The organism is Streptococcus gwangjuense, assembly GCF_003627155.1.
GTDB classification, from domain to species: domain Bacteria; phylum Bacillota; class Bacilli; order Lactobacillales; family Streptococcaceae; genus Streptococcus; species Streptococcus gwangjuensis.
Map to the genome: position 1 here is coordinate 708,013 of NZ_CP032621.1, position 20,952 is coordinate 728,964.

21 protein-coding genes are annotated in these 20,952 nt (G+C 39.1%); 20 read left to right on the forward strand and 1 reads right to left on the reverse strand.

All coding sequences use genetic code 11. The annotated features are described in order from the left end of the window. Positions 1-45 precede the first annotated feature (45 nt). The 5 genes from pyk (at position 46) to D7D53_RS03525 (ending at position 5,700) form a co-directional block, all read left to right on the forward strand. Positions 46-1,551: a pyruvate kinase gene (pyk, locus tag D7D53_RS03505; protein WP_120770140.1), complete on the forward strand. Its 1,506-nt coding sequence runs from the start codon at positions 46-48 to the stop codon at positions 1,549-1,551. A 176-nt stretch (positions 1,552-1,727) separates the two neighbouring features. Continuing rightward, the gene (locus D7D53_RS03510) at positions 1,728-2,987 is read left to right on the forward strand and encodes a UDP-N-acetylglucosamine 1-carboxyvinyltransferase (RefSeq protein ID WP_120770141.1); all 1,260 of its coding nucleotides are present in this window, start codon (positions 1,728-1,730) and stop codon (positions 2,985-2,987) included. 15 nt (positions 2,988-3,002) lie between these two features. Next, complete coding sequence (locus D7D53_RS03515) at positions 3,003-3,554, forward strand: GNAT family N-acetyltransferase (RefSeq protein ID WP_120770142.1); 552 nt, start codon at positions 3,003-3,005, stop codon at positions 3,552-3,554. Continuing rightward, a complete protein-coding gene (gene spxR, locus D7D53_RS03520; protein WP_045606875.1) occupies positions 3,547-4,824 on the forward strand; it encodes a CBS-HotDog domain-containing transcription factor SpxR in 1,278 nt (425 codons plus the stop codon). The genes D7D53_RS03515 and spxR overlap by 8 nt, the downstream gene beginning before the upstream one ends. Before the next feature lie 15 nt (positions 4,825-4,839). After that, a complete protein-coding gene (locus D7D53_RS03525) occupies positions 4,840-5,700 on the forward strand; it encodes a methionyl aminopeptidase (protein WP_120770143.1) in 861 nt (286 codons plus the stop codon). A 175-nt stretch (positions 5,701-5,875) separates the two neighbouring features. Here D7D53_RS03525 and D7D53_RS03530 read toward each other — a convergent pair whose 3' ends face one another. Continuing rightward, positions 5,876-6,175: a YbaB/EbfC family nucleoid-associated protein gene (locus tag D7D53_RS03530; protein ID WP_049534377.1), complete on the reverse strand. Its 300-nt coding sequence runs from the start codon at positions 6,173-6,175 to the stop codon at positions 5,876-5,878. Between the two features lie 186 nt (positions 6,176-6,361). Between D7D53_RS03530 and efeO the strand changes: the two genes are divergently transcribed. From efeO to D7D53_RS03605, 15 genes are all read left to right on the forward strand, one after another. Further along, on the forward strand, positions 6,362-7,234 hold the full coding sequence (gene efeO / locus D7D53_RS03535) for an iron uptake system protein EfeO (protein ID WP_120770144.1): 873 nt from the start codon (positions 6,362-6,364) through the stop codon (positions 7,232-7,234). 5 nt (positions 7,235-7,239) lie between these two features. Next, a complete protein-coding gene (efeB, locus tag D7D53_RS03540) occupies positions 7,240-8,454 on the forward strand; it encodes an iron uptake transporter deferrochelatase/peroxidase subunit (protein WP_120770145.1) in 1,215 nt (404 codons plus the stop codon). Further along, a complete protein-coding gene (locus D7D53_RS03545) occupies positions 8,429-10,117 on the forward strand; it encodes an FTR1 family protein (RefSeq protein ID WP_120770146.1) in 1,689 nt (562 codons plus the stop codon). The genes efeB and D7D53_RS03545 overlap by 26 nt, the downstream gene beginning before the upstream one ends. After that, positions 10,118-10,849 carry a twin-arginine translocase subunit TatC gene (tatC, locus tag D7D53_RS03550; RefSeq protein WP_120770147.1) on the forward strand — a complete coding sequence of 244 codons (732 nt, stop codon included), beginning with the start codon at positions 10,118-10,120 and terminating at the stop codon, positions 10,847-10,849. Beyond that, entirely contained in the window at positions 10,833-11,003 is a 171-nt protein-coding gene (gene tatA, locus D7D53_RS03555; protein ID WP_061864669.1) for a twin-arginine translocase TatA/TatE family subunit, read from the forward strand. The genes tatC and tatA overlap by 17 nt, the downstream gene beginning before the upstream one ends. A gap of 335 nt (positions 11,004-11,338) precedes the next feature. Continuing rightward, on the forward strand, positions 11,339-12,046 hold the full coding sequence (locus tag D7D53_RS03560) for an IspD/TarI family cytidylyltransferase (RefSeq protein ID WP_120770148.1): 708 nt from the start codon (positions 11,339-11,341) through the stop codon (positions 12,044-12,046). Between the two features lie 4 nt (positions 12,047-12,050). Next, positions 12,051-13,073, forward strand: coding sequence for a ribitol-5-phosphate dehydrogenase (locus D7D53_RS03565; RefSeq protein WP_120770149.1), 1,023 nt, complete (start codon positions 12,051-12,053; stop codon positions 13,071-13,073). A gap of 16 nt (positions 13,074-13,089) precedes the next feature. Further along, positions 13,090-13,959 carry a phosphotransferase family protein gene (locus D7D53_RS03570; RefSeq protein WP_120770150.1) on the forward strand — a complete coding sequence of 290 codons (870 nt, stop codon included), beginning with the start codon at positions 13,090-13,092 and terminating at the stop codon, positions 13,957-13,959. Further along, positions 13,949-14,827 carry a DMT family transporter gene (locus D7D53_RS03575; protein ID WP_120770151.1) on the forward strand — a complete coding sequence of 293 codons (879 nt, stop codon included), beginning with the start codon at positions 13,949-13,951 and terminating at the stop codon, positions 14,825-14,827. The genes D7D53_RS03570 and D7D53_RS03575 overlap by 11 nt, the downstream gene beginning before the upstream one ends. Positions 14,828-14,838: 11 nt before the next feature. Beyond that, on the forward strand, positions 14,839-15,528 hold the full coding sequence (locus D7D53_RS03580; RefSeq protein ID WP_004269681.1) for a CTP--phosphocholine cytidylyltransferase: 690 nt from the start codon (positions 14,839-14,841) through the stop codon (positions 15,526-15,528). A gap of 87 nt (positions 15,529-15,615) precedes the next feature. Continuing rightward, the gene (gene dprA / locus D7D53_RS03585; protein ID WP_120770152.1) at positions 15,616-16,464 is read left to right on the forward strand and encodes a DNA-processing protein DprA; all 849 of its coding nucleotides are present in this window, start codon (positions 15,616-15,618) and stop codon (positions 16,462-16,464) included. 231 nt (positions 16,465-16,695) lie between these two features. After that, positions 16,696-18,783 (forward strand): type I DNA topoisomerase, encoded by a 2,088-nt coding sequence (topA, locus tag D7D53_RS03590; RefSeq protein ID WP_120770153.1) that lies wholly within the window; start codon positions 16,696-16,698, stop codon positions 18,781-18,783. Positions 18,784-18,888: 105 nt separating this feature from the next. Continuing rightward, complete coding sequence (locus tag D7D53_RS03595) at positions 18,889-19,248, forward strand: YbaN family protein (protein ID WP_120770154.1); 360 nt, start codon at positions 18,889-18,891, stop codon at positions 19,246-19,248. A 92-nt stretch (positions 19,249-19,340) separates the two neighbouring features. Then, positions 19,341-19,973, forward strand: a complete 633-nt coding sequence (locus D7D53_RS03600; RefSeq protein ID WP_120770155.1) for a copper homeostasis protein CutC — start codon at positions 19,341-19,343, stop codon at positions 19,971-19,973. A 43-nt stretch (positions 19,974-20,016) separates the two neighbouring features. Then, positions 20,017-20,673 carry an MmcQ/YjbR family DNA-binding protein gene (locus D7D53_RS03605; RefSeq protein WP_120770156.1) on the forward strand — a complete coding sequence of 219 codons (657 nt, stop codon included), beginning with the start codon at positions 20,017-20,019 and terminating at the stop codon, positions 20,671-20,673. Positions 20,674-20,952 lie beyond the last annotated feature (279 nt).

Here is a 20,952-nt window from a genome sequence, read left to right on the forward strand (position 1 = left end):
GTTAATAAGACCAAAAAGGTCATATATAAAGGAGTCACAAAAATCATGAACAAACGTGTAAAAATCGTTGCAACTTTGGGACCTGCGGTAGAAATCCGCGGTGGTAAAAAATTCGGTGATGACGGATACTGGGGTGAAAAACTTGATGTTGAAGCTTCAGCTAAAAACATTGCCAAATTGATCGAAGCTGGTGCTAACACATTCCGTTTCAACTTCTCACACGGTGACCACCAAGAACAAGGTGACCGTATGGCAACTGTTAAACTTGCAGAAAAACTTGCAGGTAAAAAAGTTGGTTTCCTTCTTGATACAAAAGGACCAGAAATCCGTACAGAATTGTTTGAAGGAGATGCAAAAGAGTACTCTTACACAACTGGTGAAAAAATCCGTGTTGCGACTAAACAAGGAATCAAGTCAACTCGTGAAGTGATTGCATTAAACGTTGCTGGTGCTCTTGATATCTATGATGATGTTGAAGTTGGTCGTCAAGTTTTGGTTGACGATGGTAAACTTGGTCTTCGTGTGGTTGCTAAAGATGACGCAACTCGTGAGTTTGAAGTTGAAGTTGAAAACGATGGCGTAATTGCTAAACAAAAAGGTGTTAATATCCCTAACACTAAAATTCCTTTCCCAGCTCTTGCTGAGCGTGATAATGACGATATCCGCTTTGGTCTTGAACAAGGAATTAACTTCATCGCGATTTCATTCGTACGTACTGCAAAAGACGTGAACGAAGTTCGTGCAATCTGTAAAGAAACTGGAAACGGACACGTTCAATTGTTCGCTAAAATCGAAAACCAACAAGGTATCGACAACTTGGATGAAATCATCGAAGCTGCTGATGGTATCATGATCGCTCGTGGTGACATGGGTATCGAAGTACCATTCGAAATGGTTCCAGTTTACCAAAAAATGATTATCAAGAAAGTCAATGCTGCAGGTAAAGTTGTTATCACTGCAACAAACATGCTTGAAACAATGACTGAAAAACCACGTGCAACTCGTTCAGAAGTATCAGACGTATTCAACGCTGTTATCGATGGAACTGACGCTACAATGCTTTCAGGTGAGTCTGCAAACGGTAAATACCCACTTGAGTCAGTAACTACAATGGCTACAATCGACAAGAACGCTCAAACTCTTCTTAACGAATACGGTCGTTTGAACTCAGATTCATTTGAACGTAACTCTAAGACAGAAGTAATGGCTTCAGCTGTTAAAGATGCTACTAACTCAATGGACATTAAATTGGTTGTAACTCTTACTAAGACAGGTCACACTGCACGTTTGATCTCTAAATACCGTCCAAATGCTGACATCTTGGCATTAACATTCGACGAATTGACAGAACGTGGATTGATGTTGAACTGGGGTGTTATCCCAATGTTGACAGATGCTCCATCATCAACTGATGATATGTTCGAAATTGCTGAACGTAAAGCAGTTGAAGCAGGTCTTGTACAATCTGGTGACGATATCGTTATCGTAGCTGGTGTACCAGTTGGAGAAGCTGTACGTACAAACACAATGCGTATCCGTACAGTACGTTAATTAATAGAAAAATAGCCTATCATATTAAGCTTTCTAGCCTATATGATGGGCTTTTTTGTGTCAGGGCGCAAAAGGGGGATGATTTTAATAAGAGCAATGGGAAAATATTAAAATTTATGGTATAATAGACTAGAAAGACCTTTTTAGAAATTTTGAAAGAGTATTAAAAATTTAAAATGAGAAAAATTGTTATCAATGGTGGCTTGCCCCTGCAAGGTGAGATTACCATTAGTGGTGCAAAAAATAGTGTTGTAGCTTTAATTCCAGCTATTATTTTGGCAGATGATGTTGTGACTTTAGATTGTGTACCTGATATTTCTGATGTTGCTAGTCTTGTCGAAATCATGGAATTGATGGGAGCTACTGTTAAGCGTTATGACGATGTATTGGAGATTGACCCAAGAGGTGTTCAAAATATTCCAATGCCTTATGGGAAAATTAACAGTCTTCGTGCATCTTATTATTTTTATGGAAGTCTTTTAGGTCGCTTTGGTGAAGCTACAGTTGGCCTACCTGGAGGATGTGATCTTGGCCCTCGTCCGATTGATCTACATCTTAAGGCTTTTGCAGCTATGGGTGCCACTGTTAGCTACGAGGGAGATAACATGAAGTTATCTGCTAAAGATTCAGGACTCCATGGTGCAAGTATTTACATGGATACAGTTAGTGTAGGTGCGACGATTAATACAATGATTGCTGCGGTTAAAGCAAGTGGCCGTACTATTATTGAAAATGCAGCTCGTGAGCCTGAGATTATTGATGTAGCTACTCTCTTGAATAATATGGGAGCTCATATCCGTGGTGCAGGAACCAATATTATCATTATTGATGGTGTTGAAAGATTACACGGAACGCGTCATCAGGTGATTCCAGATCGTATTGAAGCTGGAACGTATATTTCTTTAGCTGCTGCAGTTGGTAAGGGAATTCGTATTAATAATGTACTATACGAGCACTTAGAAGGTTTCATTGCGAAGTTGGAAGAAATGGGAGTTCGAATGACTGTATCTGAAGACAGCATTTTTGTCGAGGAACAGTCTAATTTGAAAGCAATCAATATTAAGACAGCTCCTTATCCTGGTTTTGCTACTGACTTGCAACAACCAATTACTCCTCTCTTGTTAACAGCGGAAGGGCGTGGTACTATTATTGATACCATTTATGAAAAACGTGTAAACCATGTTTTTGAACTAGCAAAGATGGACGCGGATATTACGACTACAAACGACCATATTTTATATACTGGTGGACGTGGTTTGCGCGGTGCGAATGTAAAAGCTACTGACCTTAGAGCTGGGGCCGCACTTGTCATTGCTGGTTTAATGGCTGAAGGCAAAACTGAAATTACGAATATTGAGTTCATCTTACGTGGATATTCAGATATTATTGAAAAATTACGTAATCTAGGAGCGGATATTACACTTGTTGAAGAATAAACCGTAGAGGTGTTTATGAATATTTGGACCAAATTAGCAATGTTTTCTTTTTTTGAAACGGATCGCTTGTATTTGCGTCCTTTCTTTTTTAGTGATAGTAAGGACTTCCATGAGATAGCTTCAAATCCAGAAAATTTACAATTCATTTTTCCAAGTCAAGCTAGTTTGGAAGAGAGTCAATATGCACTGGCCAATTATTTTATGAAGTCTCCTTTAGGTGTATGGGCTATTTGTGACAAGAAAACAGAAAAAATGATTGGTTCAATTAAGTTTGAAAAGCTAGATGAAATAAAAAAAGAAGCAGAACTTGGTTATTTTTTAAGAAGAGATTCATGGTCTAAAGGTTTCATGACAGAAGTTGTTAAAAAACTTTGTCAGCTTTCTTTTGAGGAACTTGGTTTAAAACAATTATCCATTATTACCCACCTTGAAAATGAAGCTAGCCAACGGGTTGCTCTTAAGTCTGGATTTCGTTTGTTCCGTCAGTTTAAAGGAAGTGATCGCTATACAAGGAAAATGCGAGATTATCTTGAGTTTCGCTTTGTAAAGGGAGAAATTAATGAGTAAACACCAAGAAATTCTAAGTTATTTGGAAGAATTACCTGTTGGTAAAAGAGTCAGTGTTCGAAGCATTTCCAACCATCTAGGAGTCAGTGATGGAACGGCTTATCGGGCTATTAAAGAAGCTGAAAACCGTGGAATTGTAGAGACTCGCCCAAGAAGTGGTACTATTCGTGTTAAATCTCAGAAAGTTGCTATAGAGAGATTAACTTTTGCTGAAATTGCGGAAGTGACTTCTTCTGAGGTTCTGGCTGGTCAAGAAGGTTTAGAGAGAGAATTTAGTAAGTTCTCAATCGGTGCCATGACTGAGCAAAATATTTTGTCTTACCTTCATGATGGGGGACTTTTGATTGTCGGAGACCGTACCCGTATCCAATTACTAGCGCTGGAAAATGAAAATGCAGTTCTGGTTACAGGTGGATTTCAGGTTCATGATGATGTGCTTAAACTGGCCAATCAAAAAGGGATTCCTGTTCTGAGAAGCAAGAATGACACTTTTACCATTGCGACTATGATCAATAAAGCCCTGTCAAATGTACAAATCAAGACTGATATTCTGACAGTTGAGAAACTTTATCGCCCAAGTCATGAGTATGGTTTTCTGAGAGAAACCGACACAGTCAAAGATTATTTGGACTTGGTTCGTAAGAATCGTAGCAGTCGTTTTCCAGTTATCAATCAACATCAGGTTGTTGTTGGTGTTGTAACCATGAGAGACGCTGGTGATAAGTCACCAAGTACGACAATTGATAAGGTCATGTCTCGTAGTCTATTTTTGGTTGGATTATCGACAAATATTGCCAATGTGAGTCAACGGATGATTGCTGAAGACTTTGAAATGGTACCAGTTGTTCGGAATAATCAAACCTTGCTTGGAGTTGTGACACGACGAGATGTCATGGAGAAGATGAGTCGTTCCCAAGTTTCTGCTCTACCTACTTTTTCTGAGCAGATTGGTCAAAAACTTTCTTATCACCATGATGAAGTAGTGATTACAGTGGAACCCTTTATGCTAGAGAAGAACGGTGTTTTGGCTAATGGTGTATTGGCAGAAATTCTAACCCACATGACTCAAGATTTAGTTGTGAATAGTGGTCGAAATCTTATTATTGAGCAGATGCTAATCTACTTTTTGCAGGCTGTTCAGATAGATGATATACTGCGCATTCAAGCACGCATTATCCACCATACTAGACGGTCAGCTATTATTGATTACGATATTTATCATGGTCATCAGATTGTTTCAAAAGCAAATGTAACCGTTAAAATTAATTAGAAACTAGGAGAAAAAATGATAACATTAAAATCAGCTCGTGAAATCGAAGCTATGGATAAGGCCGGTGATTTTTTAGCAAGTATCCATATTGGCTTGCGTGATTTGATTAAGCCTGGCGTAGATATGTGGGAAGTTGAAGAGTATGTCCGACGTCGTTGCAAGGAAGAAAATTTCCTTCCACTTCAGATTGGGGTTGATGGTGCCATGATGGACTATCCTTATGCTACCTGCTGCTCTCTTAATGATGAAGTGGCTCACGCTTTCCCTCGTCACTATACCTTGAAAGATGGTGATTTGCTCAAGGTTGACATGGTTTTGGGAGGCCCAATTGCTAAATCTGACCTGAATGTCTCAAAATTAAACTTCAACAATGTTGAGCAAATGAAGAAATACACTCAGAGCTATTCTGGTGGTCTTGCAGACTCATGTTGGGCTTATGCTGTTGGTACACCGACCGAAGAAGTGAAAAACTTGATGGATGTAACTAAAGAAGCTATGTACAAGGGGATTGAGCAGGCTGTTGTTGGAAATCGTATCGGTGATATCGGTGCGGCGATTCAAGAATACGCTGAAAGTCGTGGATACGGTGTAGTGCGTGATTTGGTTGGTCATGGTGTTGGCCCAACTATGCATGAAGAACCAATGGTTCCTAACTATGGTATTGCAGGTAGAGGACTCCGTCTTCGTGAAGGGATGGTCTTGACTATTGAACCAATGATCAATACAGGTGACTGGGAAATTGATACAGATATGAAGACCGGTTGGGCACATAAAACCATTGACGGTGGACTATCTTGTCAATATGAACACCAATTTGTCATTACGAAAGACGGACCTGTTATCTTGACTAGCCAAGGTGAAGAAGGAACTTATTAATAAAAAGTGAAAAGGCTGCTGGATGTTGATTTTGATAAAAAATCCAGTAGGCCTTTTCATATTAAATAGAAGCATTGATTTGATATTTTCAGGCTTTTTCCAAGCCAATAAAATAGGCTCCAAAGTATCTGTAGGGGGACTTACCTACAGATACTTTGGAGCTTTTTTCTTATGCTCAGAATGGCAATTTCCCAGCGAAAGCACCCAGTTTTTTCTTGGTAGTTTCATCGATTTGTTCAAGAGCAGAGTTGATTGCTTGAACGGTCATATCAGAAAGAGTTTCAATGTCTTCTGGGTCAACGACAGCTGGATTGAAGTCAATGCTGACAACTTTCTTATCTCCAGTTAAGGTCGCTTGGACAAGGTCTTGAGCAGATTTGCCGACAAATTGCATAGCCGCAAGTTCAGCTTGACTTTGTTCCATTTGTTTTTGAAGTTTTTGTGCTTGGCGCATCATGTTTTGCATGTTCATCATGGTGATATATAGTTTCCTTTTCCAATTATTTTCCTTTTTATTTTATCAATTTTGAGGTTAAAAGTCTATTATTAGTATAAATTACTCAACATTAAATTGTCTGAAAATTTATTGAAAAATGAGTGAAAACATGGTATAATGAAACGTAAAATTAATTCAGGTTTCCTGAACCAATAGGAGTACACAATGAAAAAACTAGGATTTGTCCTTTTATCTTCAGCCTTGCTATTGACAGCTTGTGCTAACAACCAATCTAAGCCAAGCAATACGAGTGATTCGTCTAAGGTGACAGCCTTGTCTGAAGACAAGCAGAAAATGCTTGATAAGGCCACAGCTGACTATAAGACTTTTGTGCAAGAGCAAATCGATAAACTGTTGACAGATACGGAAGGCTTTGTCAAATTGTTGAAAGAAGGCAAATTAGAAGAGGCTAAGAAAGTTTATCCACTGATTCGTATGTCCTATGAGCGTTCAGAACCGATTGCCGAGAGTTTTGGTGAGTCAGATGTCAAGATTGACTTCCGTTTAGCAGACTATATGGACGAAAACAAGACAGAAGAAGGCTGGTCAGGCTTCCACCGTATCGAGCGTATCCTTTGGGAAGACAATACAACTAAAGGAACTGAAAGCTATGGTGATCAGTTGGTCAATGATATCAAGGAATTGAAAGCCAAGATTGCAACTGTGGATGTGGACTACAAGGTTATGTTGACTGGGGCAGTTGACTTGCTCAATGAAGTAGCGACAAGCAAGATTACAGGTGAAGAGGAAGTTTATTCTCATACAGACTTGTATGACTTCCGTGCCAATATTGAGGGAGCTGAGAAGATTTTCCAACTCTTTAAACCTTTGCTTGAAAAATCAGACGCTAACCTAGTTAAAGAATTGGAAGCAGATTTCAAATCTGTTAATAGCTTGTTGGACAAACACATGACCGACAAGGAACACTACAAGCTCTATACTGATTTGACAAAAGAAGATACCAAAGAATTGTCAGAAGCTGTGACAAAACTTGGTGAACCTCTATCGCAAATGGGTAAATTTCTTAGTGGAGAATAAGAGTCATGACTGAAAAAGACGAAAAGTTTTTTGATAAGAAAATGGACCGTCGAGAATTTCTAAAAAAAGCAGGCATTGGAGGGGCTGGTTTAGCGCTAGGACTCTCTGGTGCTTCTGCTTTTTTCGCACCTAAGCTAGGAAGTCAGGAAAAAATCTCGTACGGAAATGAAAAAATTGCTTTTTATGGCAAGCATCAAGCTGGGATTAGTACGCCCATGCAAAAGAATATTTATTTTGTGGTCTTGGACTTGCATACGACGGATAAGGATAAGATTATCCAGTTGTTTAAGGATTGGACGGATTATAGTGCCAAATTGGTCGAGGGGGAATTGGTCAAAAAAGATGGGAAAAATACTCTCTTGCCTCCGAGCGATACTGGTGAAACAGTCGGGCTCAATCCTCATCGTTTAACGCTGACTTTTGGTGTGTCTGCCAGTTTCTTGAAAAAGATGAACTTGGAAAATAAGCGTCCTCAAGTGTTCAGGGATTTACCGCCTTTTCCTAAAGAGCAATTGCGTGAAAAATATACAGGTGGAGATATTGTGATTCAGGCTTGTGCCGATGATGAGCAAGTTGCCTTTCACGCTATTCGCAATCTCATCCGTAAGGGGAGAAATGCAGTGACCCTTCGTTGGAGTCAGTCTGGATTTGCAGCTATCGGAGATCGAATGGAGACACCGCGTAATCTCTTTGGTTTTAAGGATGGAACAGCAAATCCAAGCAAAGAGAAAGATTTTGACCGCGTCATCTGGGCTGATAGTAAGGACTGGATGGAAAATGGTTCTTATATGGCAGTTCGTCGGATTCAGATGTTTTTAGAGACCTGGGATCGCACCAGTCTTGAAGAACAAGAAAATACTTTTGGTCGTTACAAGGAAAGTGGTGCCCCCTTTGGTAAGAAAAATGAGTTTGATGAAGTGGATTTGAGTCTTTTGCCTGATGATTCGCATGTCCGTTTGGCCAAGGAAGTGGAGAAACCACTTTTGCGTCGTTCTTATTCTTACTCAGATGGGATTGATGAAAAAACTGGTCAGTTTGATACGGGCTTGCTTTTCATTTCTTTCCAGAAGGATCCTGATAATTTTGTTAAGGTTCAAACCAATCTAGGTGCTACAGATAAGATGAATGAATACATCACTCACATCGGTAGTGGACTCTTTGCTTGCTTTGGTGGTGTGGAGAAAGGAGGCTACATTGGTCAGAAATTATTGGAAGGCTAAAAGCTGGTTCTTGGTTTTAACTTTGTCACTTTTAATTCTTTCCCCAGTAGGTGCCCAAGAAAGTCTGAGTTCTTACTTTGTGAAAATCACAGATGCGTCTAAAGCAGTGAAAAATGGGAATCAGTCTGAGGCTAAGAAACTCGTTACGGAGATAGCAATAGACTTTGAAAGAGTAGAAGACAGCAATTCTGAGGCTGGTAAAGTCGTTAAGGAAAAGTTAGCTCAATCAGGCGAGATTACTGAAGACAAACTCACCGAAATTTCTGCAGCCCTGTTAGCCTTTGAAAAAGAACAAAATCCTGTTGACTTAGATGCGGAAAAAGAAAAATTGGTGAACCGTCTAAGTCCTCGTTTTGAAGCCTTGGAACAGGCTATTGCCTCCAAAGATTTGGAAAAGGTTCGAGAAGCCTTTAAGAAAATGAATTCTACTTGGACCATTAATGAAAGTGTGGTTCGTGACAATAGTACGGCCCATTATGGACGTGTTGAAACAGCCATATCCTTCTTGCGTAGTAGCATAGAAACTGAGCCTACTGATTTTAACTCCATCCAGACTTCCTTTGAGGACTTAAAAAAGTCTATTGATGATTTTGTAACTGGAAAAGAAGTCGTAGCAACATCTTCTGATTTGACTCTCAAAGACGGTATTGTCCTTTTGACAAAGGCTTTGGAACAATTCCAAGCTGGTGACCAAGTAGCAGGAGCAGCTAGTATGAAGGAATTCATCACTATCTGGCCAACGATTGAGGGCTCTGTTAGCACGACCAATCCTTCCCTCTATACTCGAGTGGAAAGCGAAAGCCCTGTGATTATGGTCAAGGGAAGCGAAAAGGAATACCAAGAAAAATTAGAAAAACTGATTGCAGATTTATCGCAAATTGATACCAGTGCACGTTACAATGCCTTTGATGCTATGCTCATTCTCCTAAGAGAAGGAGTAGAGGCTCTCTTAATCGTTATGGCCTTGGTAACGACCTTGAAAGCAGCTAAGATGCGAAAGGGACTCAAGTGGGTTTATGGTGGTGCTATCACCGGAATTATGGCCAGTCTGGTCATTGCTTTCATCCTGCAAATTGCTTTTCCAGCAGTGACATCAGGCTCCAATCGTGAAATCATCGAAGGAGCAGTTGGAATTTTTGCGGTAGCAATGATGATTGTGATTGGAATTTGGCTTCACAGCAAATCTTCAGTTAAAAAATGGAATACCTTTATGGAGTCACAAATGGAAACAGTGACTAAGACAGGCTCCTTTATTTCCATGTTTGCTCTCAGTTTCCTAGCTGTTTTCCGTGAGGGAGCAGAAACCATTCTCTTTTATGTTGGGATTTTACCAAGAATTTCCAGTTTTGAATTTGTCTTGGGCATTTCACTTGCCTTGCTGGTTCTTGTAATTATTGCAATCGTGATGAATAAGGCCAGTCAATTCTTCCTACCTCATAAGGTCTTCTTTATCCTTACTTGGATGATTTATGCTTTGGCATTCAAGATGCTGGGAGTTAGTATCCATGCTCTTCAGTTGACCAATATGGCACCAAATCACTTGCTGACAGGCTTTCCAACTATCGACTTACTTGGAATTTACCCAAGTTGGGAAGGTTTGGCCAGCCAGCTACTCTTTGCCATTATTGTCTTGATTGTCACTTTCAGACAGGGTGAAAAATAAATGGATAGAAAAGAATTGACAATCGTTGAACATCTGGTAGAATTTAGAAAGAGATTATTGGCAGTAGTCATTTGTTTCTTTTTGGTATTCTGTGTTTCTCTGCTTTTTGCAGACCAGATTTACCAGTATGTGACCCAATCTTTTCAGCAAAAGTTGATTGTTTTAGGGCCAAATGATATTTTATGGATTTACATACGCTTAGCTAGTCTGATGGCCTTTACTATCACCCTACCTTACACGGTGTATCATATTTGGTCTTTCATTAAACCTGGTTTAAAGAAGGAAGAAGCTAGAGCTATTTTTGCCTATATTCCAGCTAGTTTCCTTTGTTTTCTAGTTGGACTGGCTTTTGGTTTTTACTTTGTAACACCAGCCTTACTTCAGGTTTTATTAGGGTTGGGAGAGGGACTGTTTGAAACGCAGTTAACAGCCCAAAATTATCTGTCCTTTGTTTTTCAAACGACCTTGCCCTTGGCCCTGATTTTTGAATTGCCAGTTATCATTGCCTTTTTGACGTCGATTGGACTCATTGGGCCAGAATTATTGATTACTTATCGCCGATATGCCTATTTTATCTTATTGGTACTTGCAGTCATCTTAACACCAGCTGACTTTGTCAGCGATTTGGCAATGACTGCCCCCTTGATTTTACTTTATGAGTTGAGTATTGCTATCAGCAAACACATTATGAAACGCAAGCAGAAAGGAGAGAGAAATGGGAATCTTACGTGATATCGGAGCACCAGGATTGATTATTATCGTTTTAGGAGCTCTATTGATTTTTGGACCAAAACGATTGCCTGAACTAGGCGAGTCAATCGGTAAAATGCTATCTGAATTTAAAAAAGCAGTTAAAGGAGCAGAAAATCAAGATAAGGAAGAGTAAGACTTGTGAGTTTTACTAAAAATAATAAGTTAGGAAGTGTGTCTCTGTCAGACAATTTACCATTTCCTAGCTTTTTCTTGTATTAAGAAAATATAAATTTAAGTTTTCTTTAAGAAAACTATATTATTCTGAAGAACTCTAAAATTTCACAGCCACTTATTAGTAATGACTATTGAATTCCTAGTCACTACTAGAAATGGATTAGTTTCTTTGAATAATAGAACTCCTTAATCCTCCTATTCTAGAACGGGATGACTAGTATTTCTTTTATGATAGGACTAGATTGTGGTATAATAGAGAGAATAAGTTTTTTAGTAAGACAAAGGAGAAAATAGATGATTTATGCAGGAATTCTTGCCGGTGGAACTGGCACACGTATGGGAATCAGTAACTTGCCAAAACAATTTTTAGAGCTAGGTGATCGACCTATCTTGGTTCATACAATTGAAAAATTTGTCTTGGAACCAAGCATTGAAAAAATTGTAGTTGGGGTTCATGGAGACTGGGTTTCCCATGCAGAGGATCTTGTAGATAAATATCTGCCCCTTCATAAGGATCGTATCATCATTACAAAAGGTGGTGCTGACCGTAATACGAGTATTGAGAAAATCATTGAAGCCATCGATGCTTATCGTCCGCTTACTCCAGAGGATATCGTTGTTTCCCACGATTCTGTTCGTCCATTCATTACGCTTCGCATGATTCAAGACAATATCAAACTTGCTCAAAATCATGACGCAGTGGACACAGTGGTAGAAGCGGTTGATACTATCGTTGAAAGCACTAACGGTCAATTTATTACAGATATTCCAAATCGTGCTCACCTCTATCAAGGACAAACACCTCAAACATTCCGTTGTAAGGACTTCATGGACCTTTACGGTTCTCTCTCTGCCGAAGAGAAAGAAATCTTAACAGATGCATGTAAAATCTTTGTGATCAAAGGAAAAAATGTAGCCTTGGCCAAGGGTGAATATTCAAATCTGAAAATTACTACAGTAACAGATCTGAAGATTGCAAAAAGCATGATTGAGGAAGAGTAATAAAATGATTAATCAAATTTACCAACTAACAAAGCCTAAGTTTATCAATGTCAAATACCAGGAAGAGGCTATTGATCAAGAGAATCATATCCTCATCCGCCCTAATTATATGGCGGTCTGTCATGCGGATCAGCGTTACTATCAAGGAAAACGTGATCCAAAGATTTTGAATAAAAAACTTCCAATGGCAATGATTCACGAGTCATGTGGAACCGTTATTTCTGACCCAACAGGAACCTATGAAGTTGGTCAAAAAGTTGTCATGATTCCCAATCAGCCTCCTATGCAGAGTGATGAAGAATTCTATGAAAACTACATGACAGGGACCCACTTCTTGTCTAGTGGCTTTGATGGCTTTATGAGAGAATTTGTTTCTCTTCCTAAAGACCGTGTGGTGGCTTATGATGCTATTGAAGATACGGTTGCAGCCATTACAGAGTTTGTCAGTGTTGGTATGCATGCCATGAATCGCTTATTGACCCTTGCTCATAGCAAGCGGGATCGAATCGCCGTTATCGGAGATGGAAGTTTAGCTTTTGTGGTTGCCAATATTATCAACTATACTTTGCCAGAAGCAGAGATTGTGGTTATTGGTCGTCATTGGGAAAAATTGGAACTTTTCTCTTTTGCCAAAGAATGCTATATTACTGACAATATTCCTGAAGATTTGGCCTTTGACCATGCTTTTGAGTGTTGTGGTGGTGATGGTACTGGACCAGCTATTAATGATTTGATTCGCTATATGCGTCCTCAGGGAACGATTCTCATGATGGGAGTTAGCGAATATAAAGTCAATCTCAATACACGCGATGCCTTAGAAAAGGGCTTGCTCTTGGTTGGGTCCTCTCGTTCTGGTCGCATTGATTTTGAAAATGCCATCCAAATGATGGAAGTCAAGAAATTTGCCAATCGTCTTAAAAATATCCTTTATCTAGAAGAACCTGTAAGAGAAATTAAAGATATTCACCGTGTCTTTGCTACCGATTTAAACACAGCCTTTAAAACAGTGTTTAAGTGGGAAGTATAAGTCCTGGAGGTTAATTGTGGAGAAAATCATTAAAGAAAAAATTTTTTCCTTACTTAGTCAAGAAGAGGAAGTCCTCAGTGTTGAACAACTGGGGGGAATGACCAATCAAAACTATTTGGCCAAAACAACAAATAAGCAATACATTGTTAAATTCTTTGGTAAAGGGACAGAAAAACTGATTAATCGTCAAGATGAAAAGTACAATCTTGAACTACTAAAAGATTTAGATTTAGATGTAAAAAATTATCTTTTTGATATTGAAGCTGGTATCAAAGTAAATGAGTATATCGAATCTGCTATTACACTTGATTCAACGTCAATCAAGACAAAGTTCGATAAAATTGCTCCAATTTTACAAACCATTCATGCTTCTGGTAAGGAATTAAGGGGAGAATTTGCTCCTTTTGAAGAAATCAAAAAATACGAATCTTTGATTGACGAAAAAATCCCTTATGCTAACTATGAAGCAGTTAGAGAAGAAGTCTTCTCCTTAGAGAAAAGACTGGCTGCCTTAGGTGTTGACAGAAAATCTTGTCATATCGATTTGGTGCCTGAAAACTTTATAGAATCACCTCAAGGACGACTTTATCTGATTGACTGGGAATATTCATCAATGAACGATCCAATGTGGGATTTGGCCGCCCTCTTTTTAGAGTCTGAATTCACTCGTCAAGAGGAAGAAGCCTTCTTATCTCACTATGAGAGTGAGCAAACACCTGTCTCTCGTGAAAAGATTGCCATTTATAAAATTTTACAAGATGCTATTTGGAGTTTATGGACAGTCTACAAAGAAGAGCAAGGTGCAGATTTTGGTGACTATGGTGTGAGTCGTTACCAAAGAGCTGTTAAAGGTCTGGCTAATTATGGAGGTTCTGATGAAAAATAAAAATGGAGTTTCTTTTGGTCTACTCTCAGGTATTTTCTGGGGTTTAGGTCTAACAATTAGTGCTTACATCTTTTCAATTTTTACAGATTTGTCGCCCTTTGTGGTGGCCGCTGCTCACGATTTCTTGAGTATCTTTATCCTACTAGCTTTTCTCTTGGTAAAAGAAGGAAAAGTTCGTCTCTCAATTTTCTTAAATATTCGCAATGTGAGTGTGATCATCGGAGCCTTGCTAGCAGGCCCTATCGGTATGCAGGCCAATCTTTATGCAGTTAAGTATATCGGAAGTTCTTTAGCTTCATCTGTATCCGCTATCTATCCTGCTATTTCAGTTTTATTGGCTTTCTTCTTTTTGAAGCATAAGATTTCGAAAAATACTGTGTTTGGGATTGTCTTGATTATTGGAGGGATAATTGCTCAGACCTATAAGGTTGAACAGGTTAATTCTTTCTATATTGGAATTCTCTGTGCTTTGGTTTGTGCTATTGCATGGGGAAGTGAGAGTGTTCTTAGCTCTTTTGCCATGGAAAGTGAATTGAGTGAAATCGAAGCCCTCTTAATTCGTCAAGTGACTTCATTCTTGTCCTATCTTGTGATTGTGCTCTTCTCTCATCAGTCATTTTCAGAAGTGGCCAATGGACAATTGTTAGGTCTTATGATTGTCTTTGTAGCCTTTGATATGATTTCTTACTTGGCTTATTATATCGCTATCAATCGCTTGCAACCAGCCAAGGCTACAGGATTGAACGTGAGTTATGTAGTTTGGACAGTCTTGTTTGCAGTTGTTTTCTTGGGTGCACCGCTAGATATGCTGACCATTATTACTTCACTTGTCGTCATTGCTGGAGTTTATATTATTATTAAAGAATAAAGGAGATTCGTGTGAAAGCCATCATTTTAGCAGCGGGATTGGGAACTCGCTTGCGTCCTATGACTGAAAATACCCCTAAAGCCTTGGTTCAAGTTAATCAAAAACCCTTGATTGAATACCAAATTGAGTTTTTAAAAGAAAAAGGAATCAATGACATCATCATCATTGTTGGTTACCTTAAAGAACAATTCGATTACTTGAAAGAAAAATATGGTGTTCACCTCGTCTTCAATGATAAATACGCTGACTACAATAACTTTTATTCTCTCTATCTTGTAAAAGAAGAATTGGCCAACAGTTATGTTATTGATGCCGATAATTATCTCTTTAAAAATATGTTCCGCAATGATTTGACTCGTTCGACTTATTTTAGTGTCTATCGTGAAGATTGTACCAACGAATGGTTCTTGGTCTATGGAGATGACTACAAGGTTCAAGACATTATTGTTGATAGCAAGGCAGGTCGCATTCTTAGTGGTGTATCCTTCTGGGATGCTCCAACAGCAGAAAAAATTGTTAGCTTTATTGACAAGGCCTATGCAAGTGGTGAATTTGTTGATCTCTACTGGGACAATATGGTTAAGGATAATATCAAAGAGCTAGATGTCTATGTTGAAGAATTAGAAGGCAATAGCATCTATGAAATCGATAGTGTCCAAGACTATCATAAATTAGAAGAAATTCTTAAAAACGAAAATTAAAAATTCCAACATCTGGCTAAAATAGTCGGATGTTTTTTTGATTTTTTACGAATAAATAGATGAGTAGAAAAAGAAATGGAGATATTTATGAAAATAACAAATTATGAAATCTATAAGTTAAAAAAATCAGGTTTGACCAATCAACAGATTTTGAAAGTCCTAGAATACGGTGAAAATGTCGATCAGGAGCTTTTGTTGGGTGATATTGCAGATATATCAGGTTGCCGAAATCCAGCTGTTTTTATGGAACGTTATTTTCAGATAGACGATGCGCATTTGGAAAAGGAGTTTCAAAAATTTCCATCTTTCTCTATTTTAGATGACTGTTACCCTTGGGATTTGAGTGAAATTTATGATGCGCCTGTACTTTTATTTTACAAGGGAAATCTGGATCTCTTGAAATTCCCTAAGGTAGCAGTTGTCGGTAGTCGTGCTTGTAGCAAACAGGGAGCTAAGTCAGTTGAAAAAGTCATTCAAGGATTGGAAAATGAACTGGTTATCGTCAGTGGATTAGCCAAGGGAATAGACACAGCAGCCCATATGGCAGCTCTTCAAAATGGCGGAAAAACCATTGCAGTGATTGGAACAGGACTGGATGTGTTTTATCCTAAAGCCAATAAACGCTTGCAAAACTACATCGGCAATGACCATCTGGTTCTCAGTGAATATGGACCTGGCGAACAACCTCTGAAATTTCATTTTCCTGCCCGTAATCGCATCATTGCTGGACTTTGCCGTGGTGTGATTGTAGCAGAGGCCAAGATGCGCTCAGGTAGTCTCATTACCTGTGAGCGAGCAATGGAAGAAGGACGCGATGTCTTTGCTATTCCTGGTAGCATTTTAGATGGACTATCAGACGGTTGCCATCATTTGATTCAAGAAGGGGCAAAATTGGTTACAAGTGGGAAGGATGTTCTTGCGGAATTTGAATTTTAATACTCTTCGAAAATCTCTTCAAACCACGTCAGCTTCCATCTGCAACCTCAAAACAGTGTTTTGAGCAACCTGCGGCTAGCTTCCTAGTTTGCTCTTTGATTTTCATTGAGTATAAGAAGAAAGTCCGCTTACTAGACAAACTTTTCTTCTATTATAGTAGCTAAGTCTTGACAGGGTTCAAAAAATGGTTTACACTTTATAAAGTTTATTACTTTGAAAAGGTGTGATACTGTGGCTACGGCAACAAAAAAGAAAAAATCAACAGTTAAAAAAAATCTAGTAATCGTGGAGTCGCCTGCTAAGGCCAAGACGATTGAAAAATATCTCGGCAGAAACTACAAGGTTTTAGCCAGCGTCGGCCATATCCGTGATTTGAAGAAATCTAGTATGTCCGTCGATATTGAAAATAATTATGAACCGCAATATATCAATATCCGAGGAAAAGGTCCTCTTATCAATGACTTGAAAAAAGAAGCTAAAAAAGCTAATAAAGTCTTTCTGGCGAGTGACCCGGACCGTGAAGGAGAAGCGATTTCTTGGCATTTGGCCCATATTCTCAACTTGGATGAAAATGATGCCAACCGTGTGGTCTTCAATGAAATCACCAAGGATGCAGTCAAAAATGCATTTAAAGAACCTCGCAAGATTGATATGGACTTGGTCGATGCCCAACAGGCTCGTCGTGTCTTAGACCGCTTGGTAGGTTATTCGATTTCGCCTATTTTGTGGAAAAAGGTCAAGAAGGGCTTATCAGCAGGGCGCGTACAGTCCATTGCCCTTAAACTCATCATTGACCGTGAGAATGAAATTAATGCCTTCCAACCAGAAGAATATTGGACAATTGATGCTGTCTTTAAAAAGGGAACCAAGCAATTCCAGGCTTCCTTCTATGGAGTGGATGGTAAAAAGCTGAAACTGACTAGTAATGATGAGGTCAAGGAAGTCTTGTCTCGTCTGACTAGCAAAGATTTTTCAGTGGATCAGGTAGATAAGAAAGAGCGCAAACGCAATGCTCCTTTACCCTATACCACTTCATCTATGCAGATGGATGCTGCTAATAAAATCAATTTCCGTACTCGAAAGACCATGATGGTTGCGCAACAGCTTTATGAAGGAATTAATATTGGTTCTGGTGTTCAAGGTTTAATCACCTATATGCGTACCGATTCGACTCGTATCAGTCCAGTGGCGCAAAATGAGGCAGCAAACTTCATTACGGACCGTTTTGGTAGCAAGTATTCTAAGCATGGTAGCAAGGTCAAAAATGCATCAGGAGCTCAGGATGCCCATGAGGCTATTCGCCCGTCTAGTGTCTTTAATACACCTGAAAGTATTGCTAAGTATCTGGACAAGGATCAGCTCAAGCTTTATACTCTTATTTGGAATCGTTTTGTAGCGAGTCAGATGACAGCTGCTGTCTTTGATACTATGGCTGTTAAATTGTCTCAAAATGGGGTTCAATTTGCTGCTAATGGTAGTCAGGTTAAGTTTGATGGTTATCTTGCCATTTACAATGATTCTGACAAGAATAAGATGTTACCAGACATGGCTGTTGGAGATGTGGTTAAGCAGGTCAATAGCAAACCAGAGCAACATTTCACTCAACCGCCTGCTCGTTATTCTGAAGCGACATTGATCAAGACCTTGGAGGAAAATGGGGTTGGCCGTCCGTCAACTTACGCACCAACCATTGAAACCATTCAGAAACGTTATTATGTTCGCCTTGCAGCCAAACGCTTTGAACCGACAGAGTTGGGAGAAATTGTTAACAAGCTCATCGTTGAATATTTCCCGGATATTGTAAACGTGACCTTCACAGCTGAAATGGAAGGCAAGCTTGATGACGTCGAAATTGGAAAAGAGCAGTGGCAACGTGTCATTGATGCCTTTTACAAACCATTCTCTAAGGAAGTCGCCAAGGCTGAAGAAGAAATGGAGAAAATCCAGATCAAGGATGAACCAGCTGGATTTAATTGTGAAGTGTGTGGCAGTCCAATGGTCATTAAACTTGGTCGTTTTGGTAAGTTCTACGCTTGTAGCAATTTCCCAGATTGCCGTCATACCCAAGCAATCGTGAAAGAAATCGGTGTTGAGTGTCCAAGTTGTCATCAGGGACAAATTATTGAACGTAAAACCAAACGTAATCGCCTCTTCTATGGTTGCAATCGCTATCCAGAATGTGAATTTACCTCTTGGGACAAGCCTGTTGGTCGTGACTGTCCAAAATGTGGTAACTTCCTCATGGAGAAAAAAGTCCGTGGTGGTGGCAAGCAGGTTGTTTGTAGCAAGGGTGACTACGAAGAAGAAAAGATTAAATAAGAAGAGAGTCCTGAAAGTGAATTTCAGGCTCTTTTTGGTTAGAACTTGACAAAATTCATCATTGTATGCGAAACTAGAAGAAGATTATTTTAACTAGGAGAAGTTATGCGTTTTATCTATCTGATCATTGGTTTTTTATCACTAGCCTTGGCTATTGTTGGGGTTGTTTTACCCTTGTTGCCGACAACGCCTTTCCTTTTGTTGTCTATTGCTTGTTTCTCTAGAAGTTCCAAGCGTTTCGAAGATTGGCTTTATCATACTAAGCTCTATCAAGCATATGTAGCTGATTTTCGTGAGACTAAGTCTATTGCGCGTGAACGTAAGAAAAAAATTATCGTATCTATCTACATCTTGATGGGAATTTCCATTTATTTTGCTCCTCTCTTACCTGTCAAAATTGGTCTAGGAGTCTTGACCATCTTTATCACCTATTACCTATTTAAAGTCATTCCAGACAAAGAATAGTTAAAATAGTAGTTATTTGCCTTGATAAAATTGAAAACATATTCACAACAATATGATATAATAAATTTAAAGTAATCTTCAAGGAGAATCAAATGATTTACGAATTTTGTGCTGAAAATGTGACCTTGCTTGAAAAAGCGATGCAGGCTGGAGCTCGTCGAATCGAACTCTGTGATAATCTAGCAGTGGGAGGAACAACACCAAGCTATGGAGTGACCAAGGCAGCGGTTGAATTGGCAGCTAACTACGATACAACCATCATGACCATGATTCGTCCACGTGGTGGTGATTTTGTCTATAATGAACTAGAAATTGCTATTATGCTAGAAGACATTCGGTTGACTGCTCAGGCTGGAAGTCAAGGGGTTGTATTTGGGGCTTTAACTGCTGATAAGAAGTTGGATAAACCTAATCTGGAGAAGTTGATATCTGCATCAAAAGGAATGGAAATTGTCTTCCACATGGCTTTTGATGAACTAAGTGATGAAGATCAACTGGAAGCTATTGACTGGCTCAGCCAAGCCGGTGTCACTCGTATCCTAACTCGCGCTGGTGTGTCTGGCGACTCCTTAGAAAAACGTTTTGCTCACTATCACAGAATTTTGGAGCATGCTAAAGGTAAAATTGAAATTCTACCAGGTGGGGGAATTGACCTTGACAACCGTCAAACCTTTATCAACCAACTGGGAGTGACACAACTACATGGTACTAAGGTTGTCTTTTAAAAAATAGAAAGGAACTGCTAGCTTTGGGTAGCAGTTTTCACTTATGTTTGAAATTTTTAAATCCTATCAATTGAATCAAGAAAAGGCTCATGATTATGGTTTTGTAGAAAATAGTGGAGTCTGGACCTATAGTTGCCAGATTTTGCAAGGTGACTTTGTCATGACTGTGTCCATCATTACTGATAATGTGAGTTTTCAAGTCTTTGACCAGGAGACTGGTGATCTCTATCCTCAAGTCCATATGGAAAGTTTTAAAGGAAGTTTTGTTGCAAGTGTCCGTGAGGCTTGTCTGGAGATTCTTTACCAGATTCGGAAGGCTTGTTTTGAGGTACAGGATTTTATCTGTCCTCAGACTAAGCGTATCATGGTTCAGGTTCAGGAAAAGTATGGAAATCAGTTGGAGTATTTGTGGGAGAAATCGCCTGATACAGCAGTGTTAAGACACGAAGGCAATCAAAAGTGGTATGCCGTCTTGATGAAAATTTCTTGGGATAAGTTGGAAAAGGGCAGAGAGGGGCAAGTGGAAGCAGTCAACCTCAAACATGATCAAGTAGCTGATTTACTTTTAAATAAAGGTATTTATTCAGCTTTTCATATGAACAAACGATACTGGATTAGTGTGGCGCTTGATGATACTTTATCAGATGAAGAAGTACTGGAATTGATAGAAAGAAGCTGGAATTTAACCACTAAAAAATGAAATATTTCAAGATTTTTCAAGAAATTTCAATTAGCAAAATATTCTCTACTGAAGAAATTTTCAGAAAATATTGGATTTTTTCTTGACAAGTACTTTTGCCTATGCTAAAATACTAAACAAGATATCAAACGAAGGAGAAAGTCAAACATGAAAGCAGCTAAGTTTAATCAATTTGCTTTGTTGTTGAGGTACTCGGGCTAGTGCAAAAAGCATTAGTCCTGTTTGGCTTACCAAGCGGGAGTGAATCAACATCTCGCTTGGGTTTCTGAGCGAGATGTT